Below are 14,816 nucleotides of genomic sequence, written 5' to 3'. Positions count from 1 at the left end.
CCCTCGCCACATGTCCATTCGCAGGCCAATCCGGGGGCTCAACACGCTATACTCCCGCTCTTTTTTCCGGAGCGACGACATGTCCCTGCCTAGCCTGCGCCTCAAAGCCAACGCCGACCGTCGTCTGCGCAACGGTCACTTGTGGGTCTACAGCAACGAAATCGATGTAGCCGCTACACCTTTGCACGGTTTCAAGGCCGGCGACCAGGCGATCCTCGAAGCCGCCGGCGGCAAGCCGCTGGGCATCGTTGCCATGAGCCCGAACAACCTGATCTGCGCCCGAGTGCTGTCGCGCGACATCAAGCTGCCGCTGGACAAATCGCTGCTGGTGCACCGCCTGAATGTGGCCCTGTCCCTGCGCGATCGTCTGTTCGACAAGCCGTTCTATCGCCTGGTCTACGGCGACTCCGACCTGCTGCCGGGCCTGGTGGTCGACCGTTTCGGCGACATCCTCGTAGTACAGATCGCTTCGGCGACCATGGAAGCCCATAAAGACGACGTGATCGCGGCGCTGACCCAAGTGCTCAAGCCAAGCGGCATCCTGTTCAAGAACGACTCCGCTGCCCGTGACGCCGAAGGCCTCACCCGCTACGTCGAAACCGTATTCGGCCTGGTGCCGGAGTGGGTTGCCCTCGAAGAGAACGGTGTGAAATTCGAAGCGCCAGTCATTCAAGGCCAGAAAACCGGCTGGTTCTACGACCACCGCATGAACCGCGCCCGCCTGGCGCCGTACGCCAAGGGCAAACGCGTGCTGGACCTGTACAGCTACATCGGCGGTTGGGGCGTACAGGCTGCCGCGTTCGGCGCCAGTGAAGTGTTCTGCGTCGATGCGTCGGCCTTCGCCCTCGACGGTGTCGAGCGCAACGCCGCACTGAACGGCTTCGCCGAAAAAATGACCTGCATCGAAGGCGACGTGTTCGAAGCCCTCAAAGAGCTGAAAGCCAGCGAAGAGCGTTTCGACGTGATCGTGGCCGACCCGCCGGCGTTCATCAAACGCAAGAAAGACATGAAAAACGGCGAAGGCGCCTACCGCCGCCTGAACGAGCAAGCCATGCGCCTGCTCACCAAGGACGGCATCCTGGTCAGCGCATCGTGCTCGATGCACCTGCCGGAAGACGACCTGCAGAACATCCTGCTGACCAGCGCCCGTCACCTGGATCGCAACATCCAGATGCTCGAACGCGGTGGCCAGGGCCCGGATCACCCGGTGCATCCGGCCATTGCAGAGACGCGGTATATCAAGAGCATTACTTGCCGGTTGTTGCCGAATAGCTAAACCCCTGCTCCTGTAGGAGCGAGCACGCTCGCGATGGTCGTCAACGATAACGCTGGGTGCCTGACACCCAGCGGTGTTCTCGGGTTCATCGCGAGCAAGCTCGCTCCTACAGATCAGAGCCAAATGGCATCCCACAGTGAGTAGTCACGAACACTGGTAACAAGTCCGGCTCGCAATGGGTTGGCAATAATGTATCGGGCAGCGGCTTTCAGGTCTTCCTCTCGGCGTAGCACCCGGTCGAAATAACCTTTTTGCCATAGCGTCTCGTGGCAACCTCTCTCCTTGTTAATGGCACGAGCACTTCGAGACTTCGTCGTTTGCATCAACTTCGGTAAATCACCGTTGTGCAACTCAACCAGCCAGTGAAAATGATCCGGCATGACCACCCAGGCTATCGAAGTGGCATTGCCAGACTCCTGAGCTCTTCTGAATTCGTGCACCACCAAACGACCCATCCTCCAATCCTTAAAGAATTGTTGCCGTCCGTGTGTGACAGCAGTCAGCAGATAGATACGACCAGACTCTGACTGTCGACCTGTGCGTAAGCGATAACCATGGTTCGGGTTGGACATTCCGTTGTCCTCCTTGGCGAATGGAAGATAAACGGTAGGTGGGGCGAACGGGTTTGTCGCCATGACAGTGGATCTGGATGTATCGAACAAATCTCCCTGTAGGAGCGAGCTCGCTCGCGATGGTCGTCAAAGATAACCCGCTCACCCTGGATGAATGCGTTCCCCTCAGGTTCATCGCGAGCAAGCTCGCTCCTACAGAAAATCGTTCCATTAAGTTCCGCAGGCCTGCCCGCACGTCTTGTGAATGCTGCCTCCCCGCTTGCAGGCATTCCCTCCAGCCGCCAGCCGTGTAGAATCGCGAACATTCATCGCCAGTCATCCCCGGCGGGTTTATGAGCTCAAGCTGAAGCGCGCGGCGATCCCGCAAAGTTATCGGCAACTTCCGGACACGCGGCCATTTCTGAGTGTTCCAGACGTCAATAGAAGCTCACTTCCCTTTTGATACCTGATTAGCCGCCCGGAGTGCTTCATGCCTGATTACCGCTCGAAAACATCCACCCACGGCCGCAACATGGCCGGCGCCCGTGCACTGTGGCGCGCCACGGGGATGAAAGATGACGACTTCAAGAAGCCGATCATCGCCATTGCCAACTCGTTCACCCAGTTCGTACCGGGCCACGTGCACCTCAAAGACCTGGGGCAATTGGTCGCCCGCGAGATTGAACGCGCTGGCGGCGTGGCCAAGGAATTCAACACCATCGCCGTCGACGACGGCATCGCCATGGGCCACGACGGCATGCTCTATTCGCTGCCAAGCCGCGAGATCATCGCCGACTCCGTCGAGTACATGGTCAATGCCCACTGCGCCGACGCCATCGTGTGCATTTCCAACTGCGACAAGATCACCCCTGGCATGCTGATGGCCGCCCTGCGCCTGAACATCCCGGTGATCTTCGTCTCCGGCGGCCCGATGGAAGCCGGCAAGACCAAACTCGCTTCCCACGGCCTCGACCTGGTCGACGCCATGGTGATCGCCGCCGACTCCAGCGCTTCTGACGAGAAAGTCGCCGAGTACGAGCGCAGCGCCTGCCCGACCTGCGGTTCGTGCTCCGGCATGTTCACCGCCAACTCGATGAACTGCCTGGTCGAGGCCCTGGGCCTGGCATTGCCGGGTAACGGTTCGACCCTGGCCACCCACAGTGACCGCGAGCAGCTGTTCCTGCAGGCCGGGCGCACCATCGTCGAGCTGTGCAAGCGTTACTATGGCGAGAACGACGAGTCGGTGTTGCCGCGCAACATCGCCAACTTCGAAGCGTTCGAAAACGCCATGACCCTGGACATCGCCATGGGCGGTTCCACCAACACCATCCTGCACTTGCTGGCCGCTGCCCAGGAAGCCGAGATCGATTTCGACCTGCGCGACATCGACCGCCTGTCCCGTCACGTGCCGCAACTGTGCAAGGTCGCGCCGAACATCCAGAAGTACCACATGGAAGACGTGCACCGCGCTGGCGGGATCTTCAGCATCCTCGGTTCGCTGGCCCGTGGCGGCTTGCTGCACACCCAGCTGCCGACCGTGCACAGCCGCAGCATGGAAGAAGCCATCGCCAAGTGGGACATCACCCAGACCACCGACGAAGCGGTGCACCACTTCTTCAAGGCCGGTCCGGCAGGCATCCCGACGCAAACCGCGTTCAGCCAGTCGACCCGCTGGGAAACCCTCGACGACGACCGTGAAAACGGCTGCATCCGCAGTGTCGAACACGCTTACTCGCAAGAAGGCGGCCTGGCCGTGCTCTACGGCAACATCGCCCTGGACGGTTGCGTGGTGAAAACCGCTGGCGTCGACGAGTCGATCCACGTGTTCGAAGGCAACGCCAAGATCTTCGAAAGCCAGGACAGCGCCGTACGTGGCATCCTCGCCGACGAAGTGAAGGAAGGCGACATCGTCATCATTCGCTACGAAGGCCCGAAAGGCGGCCCGGGCATGCAGGAAATGCTCTACCCGACCTCTTACCTGAAATCCAAAGGCCTGGGCAAAGCCTGCGCCCTGCTCACCGACGGCCGTTTCTCCGGCGGTACGTCCGGTCTGTCCATCGGCCACGCTTCGCCTGAAGCCGCTGCTGGCGGCGCGATCGGCCTGGTACAGGACGGCGATAAGGTGCTGATCGACATTCCGAACCGCTCGATCAACCTATTGGTCAGCGATGAAGAACTGGCGGCACGCCGGGTCGAGCAGGACAAGAAAGGTTGGAAGCCGGTGGAAGTGCGGCCACGTAAAGTGACCACCGCGTTGAAGGCTTACGCCCTGCTGGCCACCAGTGCCGATAAGGGTGCTGTACGTAACAAGGCGATGCTTGACGGGCTGTAAGACTTAAGCGTCGAACATGAAAATGCCCCGCCAAGTGCGGGGTATTTTTTTGGGATCATTTATCAACCGATGACCTCCTTGTGAGCTCTAACGAGCCATAGGCAAAAAATCGGCATTTTCCGGAGCAGTGAATCCGCACAACTTGCCACATGTAGTGAAGTGCCAGAAGTGTTGGCCCCAGAATTGCCCAATTAATCCATATTTCGTCGCTGTACGCTGTGAACAAAAAAAACAGCAGAGGAGACATAGCGAGCAATCCCATCGTTAACATTGCTGTTATAACCAGCCTACGTCGTGGCTCAGTATCAGTGGGTTTGTTTGATGCCGCCAAAATAAGTCCGCAGGTCCCTAGCCATGCGAGCGTGCTGAGCAGCATGAAAAAAGCTTTACCGGACCCCATAAAAACCAGACTGAGTAGCGCCAATCCCGAGGCAGGCAAGACACCTCCAACTACATATATAAGTGACCGAAAAATGCATGCATCCATATATACCTACTCCATTAAATTAATTCGTTGAACTGAATAAACTCTCGGGCTTACAGATGTTTTAAATTTCACAAGCCGTTAACTATGGCTGGGTCCGAACCATTGTCGCGACCATTGGGTCATGGGCTTCCCCAGGGCGTGGCAAGCTGCAACGTGATGAGATAGCGCTCTTCTGTGGGACGCTTATCGTCCCTGAAGCGATTAACCCCCAGCAGTACCTGATATTTGTCGTCAGCTCGCCAGTAAGCAGTGCCGCCAGTGTTTACATCTCGTAATCGGGCACGCCATTGAGGAGTATCGGCGAATGACGGAAAGTCATTGAGCCGGATTGGTGTCCAACCGCCTTGACGCCATTGCTCCTGCAGACCCAACAGGACTTTGAGCGTGTCGTCGAGCAATAGCGGCTCTATCTGCGGGGACATACGGACACTGCTGACTAACCCATCCTTATCGAAACTAACCGTGAAAAAGCGAGCTAGCGGGGTCTCAAATCCGAGTTGAGGGTCGATAAAACGTAGGCGCGCATCAGACTTGGGCATGTTGAACCAAGAGTATCCAGGAAAAGCCGGAGCGATAACCGCGCTGGAGCGCTGACGCATGGCTTCCCAAGGCTCGCCAATCATCAGCGCGATCACAGGCTCGTCCGAAAGCGCTCGAACCATCGCCACGATCAACAGAACCGCGACTACGATTGCCAAAACCTTGCGTTGCCAATCTATTCGTCGTAGCAGACTCATCGCACGCCCCGGCCTGCGGCAATGTCCAGGATCGCCTGTTCGATCAGGTGGCGATCAGAGCGTCGTAGCAGCTCATCAAATTGCGCCGCGGCCTTGAGTACGAAAGGCATGCGCTGATGGATATCGGCCAGGTTGGCAAAGTAATCATTGCTGAAGCCCACGGTGCGCCCGTCTTCGCTTGGATGACACTGGCTGGCCAGAGTCAGCTCGACCGCTGCCGCAGCACCGGAGGGGACATTCGTGACATAGAAGAAATGGTTACTACGTAGCAAACGTACCAATTGCTCGTTGCTGTACATCGCTGGTTGCAGGATGTTCTTCTGTTCATGCTCGGCAAGAAACACAACGCTTTCGACGATATTGCCTGCATCCATGGCTTCGAAGGCTTGCAGGATTTCCTTGTGATCAACACCGAATCTCAACCTCTCCTGCTCAATCGGCCACAGGACTGGATACTGATCGTGGCCATAAATTTTTTGACGTGATTCCAGGCAGGTTTTGAGCGCGAACAACCCACGCTCCTTGTAAAACGCATGCAGCGGAAACACATCCAGAAACAGCGTGGTATTCCCCATCGCCAGCATGTCGTGAACGTACTGAAGTTGCTTCTGCACGAGCGACAACGGTTCGTTCGGGCTCCGCACGTCGAGCCACCACGTCGGATTGTTGCGGCGGGCCTGCTCGTAATCCCGTTCTGCCTGCTCAAGGTCCCGTGCTGTGGCCTGCCTTTCACTCTTGCTGAACCAGCCGAACAAGCCAGCGGGCTTTTTCCTGTGCGCCTCCACCCGTCGTTGTTTTGCCTCCTTTTCCGCATCGATCTTTTCGATCGATTCCGCAGCATGCAACAACCCACAGCCCACCTGCTTGGAAGCGAACGCCGCAAGACCGGCCCATTGAAAGCGCTGATCCTCCAGCCACCATCGGGCGTACGCCGCATTGATCGCGCGATTACGCGCCTTTGGGTCGGCAATCAAGATGCCACCCGGTGCCACGATGGCCTCGGCTCTTTGCTGGTAGCCGCGCCACAAGTTCTCGCAAACCGGCCCCGGTAAATCGCCGAAAGACGGTGTCGCGGGGCTTGCGGCAGGTGCAAGACCAGAGGGACCCGGTGCCGCTCGCGCGGGACTGGTTGCAGACGGCGCGGCAGATTGGGCGGCGGCTCTTGTCCCCGAGGCGACCTGCACATCGTCGAACTGTTGAGAACGGAGTGTCTGGTTAGCAATCAACCTGGGTGGCGGGTCGCATTTGCATCTGCAGAGATCGTTGTCCAAGGCAGCCTGGCGGCCGTCCATCTCATCCACCAAGTGCGGGCCGTCGAGGACAATCACACCGATGCCGTCGCACTTCGGGCAATAGACTTCATCACCTTCGCGGGCCATGGCCTGGTCTTCGATGGTGCTGTACTGATAGCCCGTACGCACGGTGCCACCGACGGTGGTTCTAGCACCGACAGTGATGTGATAGCGCTTCATGCGAAATGTGTCCTTGTCAGATCGAAAGGACGCACGCTAGAAGATGCGAAGTGGAGGAAAAATCAGACGCTTCCTTGATTGATGTAGGTTAATTCTGAAATGAGACTGGATATGGACGTCGGTGTGCTGGCGTTAACCGTCGAACATGAAAATGCCCCGCCAAGTGCGGGGCATTTTTTGCGAGCGTTAATCCTGCGGGTCGAGGTTATCCAGTGCCTGATTCACCGCCAGCTCGCCCAGCATGATGACCTGCGCAATCCCCAGCATTGTGCTGCGTTGCGAGCCTTCCAGCAGGCCGGCGAAATCGCTGGCCATGACATTGGCCGAGGCGAGTGATTCGCAGGCGTGGGCCAACAGGGTTTCGGTGTCGAGGCCGGGGGCGATCAAGAATGTTCGGCTGGGTTTGCGCGGGCTGGTGTTGATGTGGGCGCAGAGGTTGTCGGTATTTGGGGGATCGGGGGTAATTTTCAGCATAGATAAAACTCCTTACACCATAAGACAAGGAGCCATCACCCTCGCTACCAAACGAAAGGTGGCGGCCATGCGCAGGTTGGTAGACCGGGGTGTAAGGAAACCGGCGCGCCCGAAAACGCCCTGTGCATGACCACCATAAAAAGCAGAGACGTAAGAACGTCTGCAAATCATGATGCTTTGCACCCTACACAGCCGGGCTACCAAACCCGATCACTGATGTTCAGCGACAGGTAGACGGTAGAGTCCGGGAGTAAGGTGCACAAGCCGGCGGATTCTGGCGCAGTCGTAGTCCCTTACGCAAGAATGCGTAGGTTGCGACTGTAAGGAGATGTCGTTCAAGCGGAGTCTTTCATTGCACCGATTGGCCCCATCGCGGGCAAGCCCGCTCCCACAGGGGTCCTGAGTGCTCACACAATTTGTGCTTTACCCGAGATCTTTGTAGGAGCGAGCTTGCTCGCGATGGATGCAAGGACGACGCGCTGCACCAGAAAGCACGCGTCATCGTTAACGACCATCGCGAGCAAGCTCGCTCCTACAGTAATTGCAACCCGGTTTACTGGATTTCTTCAGGCTTGACGATCACCCAGTTCTTGTCGGCAGTCACGGTCAAGCCTTCCTTGGTCTGGGCCGCGGCATTCTTGGCCATCATGCCGTTGATCTGGGTCATGTACTTGTCCTTGCGGTTGACCCACAGGTGGATGCCGCCCTTGGCCACGTCAACACTGTGGAACAGCATGTAGCCGTCGCTGCTCGGAGTATCGCCGCCCACCAGCACCGGTTTTTTCCACTCGTCGATGTAGGTCAGGATCGCCGCCTGCTTGCCGGCCATCCAGGTCGCCGGGGTCCACAGGTACGGGGTCAGTTCCAGGCCGAGGTTGGCCTTCTCGTCATATTTGCCGGCGGTGACCTGCTTGCGCGCGGTGGTCAGTTCGCCAGTCTTCGGGTCCTTGAGCAGCAGCGACACGCCGATCACGTTTTGCGGTTTGACGTTGTAGCCGTACTTGGGATCGGCCGCGACCATGCGCACCAGTTCTTCGGAGGCGGCGGTCATCACGTAGACCTCGATGCCGTTCTCCATCAGTTTGTTGTACAGCTCTTGCTGGCCGGTGAAGATTTTCGGCGGATTGACGTCGAGTTTCTTGACCACATCGCCTTCGTAATAAGTGGCCGGCACCGGTTTGCCAGACGCCATCATCTCGTCGACATAGCCCTTGAGTTCCTTGAGCGTGAAGCCGGAGAACACTTGGGCGACCCATGGATAGCAAACCATGTCGTCGACTTCGCAGAGGCGGTAGTAGTAGCTGAACAGGCTTTCCTTGTGGTCGGCGGTGTCCTTGAACGGCATCAGCTTCAGGGAGGGGTCGAGCTTGTCGCGGGTGATCAGGCCCTTGTTCTCCATGAACGGCAGCAACGACTCTTCCAGGTCGTAGCGGTAACTGGTGTTGTCCATGTCGAACACCGCGTAGTTACCCTTGTTGGCGTTGGCGGCGATCATCGCGTCCAGCGCCTTGGCCTGATCGGCCGGCCAGTGTTTCAGATCCGTTGCGAGAACCTGGCCGGCGAGGCCGAGGCAAAGTGCTGCGGCCAGTAGTTTCGGTGCTAATTTCATCTGCGTTTCTCCCTGAATGAAAGAGATCGACGCTAACAAATAAGTGTGACAGTCCTCGTCTGTCAGCGACCGCCCACGTCCCTTTCGCGCCAGTTGCATTTCTGACAGCGACATCCGCTTATTCCAAAAGCGACGAATACCATGCGTTTTTGATATTAATTCATTATTTTTCAAGCTGTTAGGCTTGCCCGTTCGCAGCTGCCCCGGAAGGCAGTTGGCAAAAGTCTAATGGGAGTTCCAATGAATCTGCCGCTGATCCTCAATCTGCTGGTGTTCCTCGCCCTGCTCCTGGGCCTGGCGCAAACCCGCCACACCACTTGGAGCCTGGCGAAAAAAGTCCTGCTCGCACTGGTGCTGGGCGTAGCGTTCGGCGTGGTCCTGCACACTGTCTACGGTGCTGGCAACCCGGTGCTGAAAGCCTCGATCGGCTGGTTCGATCTGGTAGGCAACGGTTATGTGCAGCTGCTGCAAATGATCGTGATCCCGCTGGTATTCGCCTCGATCCTCAGCGCCGTGGCCCGTCTGCACAACGCTTCGTCTCTGGGCAAGATCAGCTTCCTGACCATCGGCACGCTGCTGTTCACCACCGCCATTGCAGCGCTGATCGGCATCGGCCTGACCAACCTGTTCGGTCTGACCGCTGAAGGCCTGGTGGCCGGCACCCAGGAAATGGCGCGCCTGCAAACCATTCAGACCGATTACGCAGGCAAAGTCGCCGACCTTAACGTGCCGCAGTTGCTGCTGTCCTTCATCCCGCAGAACCCGTTTGCTGATCTGGCACGGGCCAAGCCGACCTCGATCATCAGCGTGGTGATCTTCGCCGCGTTCCTGGGTGTCGCGGCCCTGCAATTGCTCAAGGATGATGCCGAGAAAGGTCAGAAAGTGATCAACGCCATCGACACCCTGCAAGCCTGGGTCATGCGACTGGTGCGTCTGGTGATGAAGCTGACCCCGTACGGCGTGCTGGCGCTGATGACCAAAGTGGTCGCCGGCTCCAACCTGCAAGACATCATCAAGCTCGGCAGTTTTGTCGTGGTGTCCTACATCGGCCTGGGCCTGATGTTCGTGGTGCATGGCGTGCTGGTGTCGGCTGCCGGGATCAATCCACTGCGCTTCTTCCGCAAGATCTGGCCGGTGCTGACGTTTGCTTTCACCAGCCGTTCGAGCGCTGCGACGATTCCGCTGAGCATCGAGGCGCAGACCAGTCGTTTGGGTATCCCGCAGTCCATCGCCAGCTTCGCCGCTTCGTTCGGCGCGACCATTGGCCAGAACGGTTGTGCCGGCCTGTACCCGGCGATGTTGGCGGTAATGGTGGCGCCAACCGTGGGCATCAATCCGCTGGACCCGCTGTGGATCGCAACGCTGGTGGCGATTGTCACGCTGAGTTCGGCCGGTGTGGCCGGGGTTGGCGGCGGTGCGACGTTTGCGGCGTTGATCGTGCTGCCGGCGATGGGCTTGCCGGTGTCACTGGTGGCGTTGCTGATTTCGGTCGAGCCGCTGATTGATATGGGGCGTACGGCGTTGAACGTCAGTGGTTCGATGACGGCGGGGGCGATTACCAGTCAGGTGATGCAGCAGACCGATAAGGCATTGCTGGATGCGGATGAGCATTCGGCGTTGGCGCAGGCTTGAGTAGCGTCTGACAGACCGCTATCGCGAGCAGGCTCGCTCCTACATTGGATCTGTGATCGACACAAATCCCCTGTAGGAGTGAGCCTGCTCGCGATGCTTTTAGATTTTTTCCCAGACTTCGAAGTTGTATGCGGGCTTGTCTTCCGCCGCCGGATTTTCGATGTTGGACACCAGTTTCCACTGGGTCAAATCAAACGCCGGAAACCATGCATCCCCTTCCGGGCTCAGCGCCACGCGGGTCAGGTACAAGCGATCGGCCTGCGCCAACCCTTGCGCATACAACTGCGCACCACCAATCAGCATCAGCTCATCAACGCCCTGCTCCTTCGCCCATGCTTCGGCGCGAACGACGGCGGCTTCCAGCGACGGATAAACCTCCGCGCCTTCCAGCACCAGATCCGTCTGACGGCTGACCACGATGTTCAAGCGGCCGGGCAATGGGCGACCCAGAGAATCCCAAGTCTTGCGCCCCATGATGATCGGCTTGCCGAGGGTGGTGGCCTTGAAGTATTTGAAGTCCCCCGGCAGGTGCCAGGGCATGCTGTTGTCGACGCCGATCACGCGGTTTTCACCGAGGGCTGCGATCAGGCTGAGGGGGAGTGATTTAGTCATGCCGGCGAGGATAGCAGAGCCGGGCTTTCGCCGATAAGCGCCACAGCGGTTATGCTCACAGCTCAATTAAGCGACGGGATGCCGCGTGACTGAACTCAATACCCTCTGGCTGACAGAAACCATTCGACTGCGCGAAGAACACGCAGGTCCCCTGGAAGACCTTGAAGCCAACCGACTGGCCCGCAGCGCCGGCGGCGATTTGCCGTCGCGCATTCAACGCCGGGCCCTGTGGCTGGCTGAACGCGATGGCCTGGCTGCGGCCCTCAAACACTGGCTGCAAAGCGCACGACTGGCGCTGATCGTCATGGCGGTGCTGGCCGTGATCAGCGGCGCCGGCCTGGCCTTTGCTGCACTGGGCGACGGCCTGCACCCGGTGAATGTGTTCTGGGCCTTGGGCAGCCTGCTCGGGCTCAATCTGATCCTGCTGCTGAGCTGGGCCTTGGGCCTGGTGTTCGCCGGTGAACAAGGCGCCAGCCTCGCACGCCTGTGGCTGTGGCTTAGCGAAAAGCTCGCCCGGGACGCCAAAGCCGCACAACTGGCACCGGCCCTGCTTCTGTTGCTGCAACGCCGGAAACTCAATCGCTTGGCCATCGGTGTGCTGGTCAACAGCCTGTGGTTGCTGGCGATGCTCAGCGCTTTGGTGATCCTGCTGATGTTGATGGCGACCCGGCGCTACGGCTTCGTCTGGGAAACCACGATCCTCAGTGCCGACACCTTTATTGCCGTGACCCAGGCGCTTGGTACATTGCCGGCCCTGTTTGGCTTCAGCGTGCCGACCGAGGAAATGATCCGCGCCAGTGGCGATGCCGCTCTGAACATCGAAAGTGCCCGTCAGGCCTGGGCCGCGTGGCTGGTCGGCGTCTTGCTGGTCTACGGTGTTGTGCCGCGCCTGCTGCTGGCGCTGTTTTGCCTGTGGCGCTGGAATACCGGGCAAACGGCACTGCGTCTGGATTTGAACCTGCCCGGTTACGCACAACTGCGCGAACGCTTGATGCCCACCAGCGAGCGCCTCGGCGTCAGCGATATCGCACCCGCGCAGCTGCATCGCGTGGAAAGCGGCGTGACTGAACAGCAAAGCGACGGTGCGTTACTGGTCGCCATCGAGCTGGACGACCAGCGCCCGTGGCCACCGCAATTGCCGAAAAACGTGAGCAACGCCGGCATCCTCGACAGCCGCGAATCGCGACACAAACTCCTCGAACAATTGAGCCGTTTCCCCCCGGCGCGCCTGGCCATCGCCTGCGATCCACGGCGCTCGCCGGATCGCGGCAGTCTGGCCTTGATTGCCGAACTGGCCCGCAGCGCCAGCGCCACCCGCGTGTGGTTGTTGCAGGCGCCTCCCGGTGAAGCGCTGGACGCCGAACGCCTGGGCGACTGGCACGTGGCGCTGCAACAGCTTGAGCTGCCGTTTGCCGATTGTGCACCGATGAACTGGCTGGAGACAGGTCATGACTGACACCTGGAAACAGCCTCTGAAACTCGCCGTGGTCGGCCACACCAATGTCGGCAAAACCTCGTTGCTGCGTACCCTGACTCGCGACGTCGGCTTCGGTGAAGTGTCCCATCGCCCCAGCACCACGCGGCATGTCGAGGGCGCACGGTTGTCGGTGGACGGCGAGCCGTTGCTCGATCTCTATGACACCCCCGGACTGGAAGACGCCATCGCCCTGCTCGATTACCTCGAACGCCTGGAGCGTCCCGGTGAACGCCTCGACGGCCCGGCACGTCTGGCGCGCTTCCTCGATGGTAGCGAAGCCCGGCAACGCTTCGAACAGGAGGCCAAGGTGCTGCGCCAGTTGCTGGCGTCGGACGCCGGGCTCTATGTGATCGACGCCCGGGAGCCGGTGCTGGCCAAGTATCGCGACGAGCTGGAAGTACTGGCCAATTGCGGCAAACCCTTGCTGCCGGTGCTGAACTTCGTCAGCAGCGCCAACCACCGCGAGCCGGCATGGCGTGAAGCGCTGGCGCGGCTGGGATTGCATGCGTTGGTGCGCTTCGACAGCGTCGCGCCGCCGGAGGATGGCGAGCGTCGGCTCTATGAAAGTCTCGCCCTGTTACTGGAGTCTGCCCGGCCACAACTGGAACGCCTGATTTGCGATCAGCAAGCCCAGCGTTTGGCCCGCCAGCAAAGTGCGGTGCGGTTGATTGCCGAATTATTGATCGATTGCGCGGCCTGCCGACGCAGCGTGGTCAGTGATGACGAACAGGAACGACAGGCGATCAGCGAACTGCGCAAGGCCGTGCGGCAACGGGAGCAGCGTTGCGTCGAGGCCCTGCTCAAGCTCTACGCTTTCCGCCCACAGGATGCCGCGGCCAGTGAGTTGCCGTTGCTCGACGGCCGTTGGGGCGATGACCTGTTCAACCCGGAAACCCTCAAGCAACTGGGCGTGCGCGTCGGTGGCGGGATCGCGGCGGGGGCTGCTGCAGGGGCTGGGGTCGATTTGCTGGTGGGCGGCATTACCCTCGGCGCTGCCGCTCTGGCCGGTGCCATCGCCGGCGGCGCACTGCAAACCGCGCGCAGTTACGGCAGCCGCTTGCTCGGCAAGGTGAAGGGCCAACGCGAACTGACGATGGACGGCAACGTGCTGCGGCTGTTGGCACTGCGCCAGCGGCAATTGCTGCAAGCGCTCAATGCCCGCGGGCACGCGGCGATGGACAGCATCCAGGTCGCCACGCCACAGGACAAGAGTTGGCGCGAAGGCAAACTGCCCGAAGCGCTGAACAAGGCGCGGGCGCATCCGCAGTGGTCGTCGCTCAATCCTCATTCCAAATTGAATCAGGCGGAGCGGCAGGAGCAGATCGAGGCTCTGGCACAGCAGCTGTAGAGACAGAACACTTGCTTTGGCCGGACTGACGCCATCGCGAGCAGGCTCGCTCCTACAGGGGATTTGTGTCGACCACAGATCCAATGTGGGAGTGAGCCTGCTCGCGATGGCAGCAACTCGGTATCACAGGCTTTATGCAGCCAACAACCGCACCGCCTTGTCCTTCAACACCGCCAGATCAATCACCGGCACATGCATCTCTTTCGCCAGCTCATCCCACTGGCGCATGCGCAAACTCACGGCACACAGCGGGTCCTGCTCGAACGCCTCGGCCTCTTCAGCCGTCATCACCCCGCCCTGATATTCCAGGGTCCGGCGGCTGGCTTCGCTCAGGCACTCGTAGTATCCCGTCTCCTTGAGCGTCAGATAACGCTTGGCCTGTACGTGGTGTTCGACCAGCCGCGCCATACGCTCGCTGAATCCGGCGCGGCGCAGATAATCCGCACCCAGGCGCTCATGACTGACCACACCGAAGCCGCCCATGTTCTCCGCGCTTTCAGTGCAGATATGCCCGATGTCATGAAAGAACGCCGCCAGCACCACTTCATCGTCGAAGCCTTCGGCCATGGCCAATTGCGCCGCCTGGGACATGTGCTCGATCTGCGACACCGGCTCACCGATGTAGTCGCTGTCGCCAAAGCGCTCGTACAAACCGAACGCCTCGGCAATCACTTGCTTATTGCGCTCCATCAGATTTCCTCCAGTACCGTAGCGACGGATCGCTACCGTAATGGTGCGAATCGCCAATGATCAGCTCGCCATAGGGCGTCGGGCTGATCAGCATGTCGTTGTGTTGCGTCATCTAAAGG

Annotated in this window: 12 protein-coding genes; 5 read left to right on the top strand and 7 right to left on the bottom strand. The window is 59.6% G+C overall.

The window, feature by feature from the left end:
• The first annotated feature begins 79 nt into the window (after positions 1-79).
• On the top strand, positions 80-1,276 hold the full coding sequence (locus KGA83_RS29045) for a class I SAM-dependent rRNA methyltransferase (protein WP_103395796.1): 1,197 nt from the start codon (positions 80-82) through the stop codon (positions 1,274-1,276).
• 113 nt (positions 1,277-1,389) lie between these two features.
• Here KGA83_RS29045 and KGA83_RS29040 read toward each other — a convergent pair whose 3' ends face one another.
• The gene (locus KGA83_RS29040; protein WP_108217082.1) at positions 1,390-1,848 is read right to left on the bottom strand and encodes an REP-associated tyrosine transposase; all 459 of its coding nucleotides are present in this window, start codon (positions 1,846-1,848) and stop codon (positions 1,390-1,392) included.
• A 469-nt stretch (positions 1,849-2,317) separates the two neighbouring features.
• Between KGA83_RS29040 and ilvD the strand changes: the two genes are divergently transcribed.
• Complete coding sequence (gene ilvD / locus KGA83_RS29035) at positions 2,318-4,159, top strand: dihydroxy-acid dehydratase (protein WP_223531462.1); 1,842 nt, start codon at positions 2,318-2,320, stop codon at positions 4,157-4,159.
• A 606-nt stretch (positions 4,160-4,765) separates the two neighbouring features.
• Here the strand turns inward: ilvD and KGA83_RS29030 are convergent.
• The 4 genes from KGA83_RS29030 to KGA83_RS29015 all read right to left on the bottom strand — a co-directional run bounded on the left by KGA83_RS29030 (position 4,766) and on the right by KGA83_RS29015 (position 8,938).
• Complete coding sequence (locus tag KGA83_RS29030) at positions 4,766-5,383, bottom strand: hypothetical protein (protein ID WP_223531461.1); 618 nt, start codon at positions 5,381-5,383, stop codon at positions 4,766-4,768.
• On the bottom strand, positions 5,380-6,855 hold the full coding sequence (locus tag KGA83_RS29025; protein ID WP_223531460.1) for a PAAR domain-containing protein: 1,476 nt from the start codon (positions 6,853-6,855) through the stop codon (positions 5,380-5,382). Before KGA83_RS29025 ends, KGA83_RS29030 begins: the two co-directional genes overlap by 4 nt.
• Positions 6,856-7,041: 186 nt before the next feature.
• Positions 7,042-7,329 carry a DUF6124 family protein gene (locus KGA83_RS29020; RefSeq protein ID WP_108217086.1) on the bottom strand — a complete coding sequence of 96 codons (288 nt, stop codon included), beginning with the start codon at positions 7,327-7,329 and terminating at the stop codon, positions 7,042-7,044.
• Positions 7,330-7,882: 553 nt separating this feature from the next.
• Positions 7,883-8,938, bottom strand: a complete 1,056-nt coding sequence (locus KGA83_RS29015; RefSeq protein WP_108217087.1) for a phosphorylcholine phosphatase — start codon at positions 8,936-8,938, stop codon at positions 7,883-7,885.
• Positions 8,939-9,178: 240 nt separating this feature from the next.
• Between KGA83_RS29015 and KGA83_RS29010 the strand changes: the two genes are divergently transcribed.
• Positions 9,179-10,570 carry an L-cystine transporter gene (locus KGA83_RS29010; protein ID WP_223531459.1) on the top strand — a complete coding sequence of 464 codons (1,392 nt, stop codon included), beginning with the start codon at positions 9,179-9,181 and terminating at the stop codon, positions 10,568-10,570.
• A gap of 99 nt (positions 10,571-10,669) precedes the next feature.
• Here KGA83_RS29010 and KGA83_RS29005 read toward each other — a convergent pair whose 3' ends face one another.
• Complete coding sequence (locus KGA83_RS29005) at positions 10,670-11,182, bottom strand: dihydrofolate reductase (RefSeq protein WP_223531458.1); 513 nt, start codon at positions 11,180-11,182, stop codon at positions 10,670-10,672.
• 85 nt (positions 11,183-11,267) lie between these two features.
• On the opposite strand from KGA83_RS29005, the gene KGA83_RS29000 reads away from it, so the two are divergent.
• Positions 11,268-12,638, top strand: coding sequence for a DUF2868 domain-containing protein (locus KGA83_RS29000; protein ID WP_223531457.1), 1,371 nt, complete (start codon positions 11,268-11,270; stop codon positions 12,636-12,638).
• The gene (locus tag KGA83_RS28995) at positions 12,631-14,007 is read left to right on the top strand and encodes a GTPase/DUF3482 domain-containing protein (RefSeq protein ID WP_223531456.1); all 1,377 of its coding nucleotides are present in this window, start codon (positions 12,631-12,633) and stop codon (positions 14,005-14,007) included. The genes KGA83_RS29000 and KGA83_RS28995 overlap by 8 nt, the downstream gene beginning before the upstream one ends.
• Before the next feature lie 132 nt (positions 14,008-14,139).
• On the opposite strand, the gene KGA83_RS28990 is transcribed toward KGA83_RS28995, so the two are convergent.
• On the bottom strand, positions 14,140-14,697 hold the full coding sequence (locus KGA83_RS28990; RefSeq protein WP_108217093.1) for a phosphonate degradation HD-domain oxygenase: 558 nt from the start codon (positions 14,695-14,697) through the stop codon (positions 14,140-14,142).
• Positions 14,698-14,816 lie beyond the last annotated feature (119 nt).

This window comes from Pseudomonas sp. GL-R-19 (assembly GCF_019956375.1).
In the GTDB taxonomy this organism is placed as follows: Bacteria; Pseudomonadota; Gammaproteobacteria; order Pseudomonadales; family Pseudomonadaceae; genus Aquipseudomonas.
Note: the sequence above shows the minus strand (reverse complement) of the source record. Positions and strands in the feature narration are given on the sequence as shown.

Bases quoted from the DNA above. Each gene is read 5' to 3' on its own strand.
- ilvD (WP_223531462.1), top strand. From the start codon at position 2,318: ATGCCTGATTACCGCTCGAAAACATCCACCCACGGCCGCAACATGGCC.
- KGA83_RS29025 (WP_223531460.1), bottom strand. From the start codon at position 6,855: ATGAAGCGCTATCACATCACTGTCGGTGCTAGAACCACCGTCGGTGGC.
- KGA83_RS29045 (WP_103395796.1), top strand. From the start codon at position 80: ATGTCCCTGCCTAGCCTGCGCCTCAAAGCCAACGCCGACCGTCGTCTG.
- KGA83_RS29005 (WP_223531458.1), bottom strand. From the start codon at position 11,182: ATGACTAAATCACTCCCCCTCAGCCTGATCGCAGCCCTCGGTGAAAAC.
- KGA83_RS29040 (WP_108217082.1), bottom strand. From the start codon at position 1,848: ATGTCCAACCCGAACCATGGTTATCGCTTACGCACAGGTCGACAGTCA.
- KGA83_RS28995 (WP_223531456.1), top strand. From the start codon at position 12,631: ATGACTGACACCTGGAAACAGCCTCTGAAACTCGCCGTGGTCGGCCAC.
- KGA83_RS29010 (WP_223531459.1), top strand. From the start codon at position 9,179: ATGAATCTGCCGCTGATCCTCAATCTGCTGGTGTTCCTCGCCCTGCTC.
- KGA83_RS29030 (WP_223531461.1), bottom strand. From the start codon at position 5,383: ATGAGTCTGCTACGACGAATAGATTGGCAACGCAAGGTTTTGGCAATC.
- KGA83_RS29020 (WP_108217086.1), bottom strand. From the start codon at position 7,329: ATGCTGAAAATTACCCCCGATCCCCCAAATACCGACAACCTCTGCGCC.
- KGA83_RS28990 (WP_108217093.1), bottom strand. From the start codon at position 14,697: ATGGAGCGCAATAAGCAAGTGATTGCCGAGGCGTTCGGTTTGTACGAG.
- KGA83_RS29015 (WP_108217087.1), bottom strand. From the start codon at position 8,938: ATGAAATTAGCACCGAAACTACTGGCCGCAGCACTTTGCCTCGGCCTC.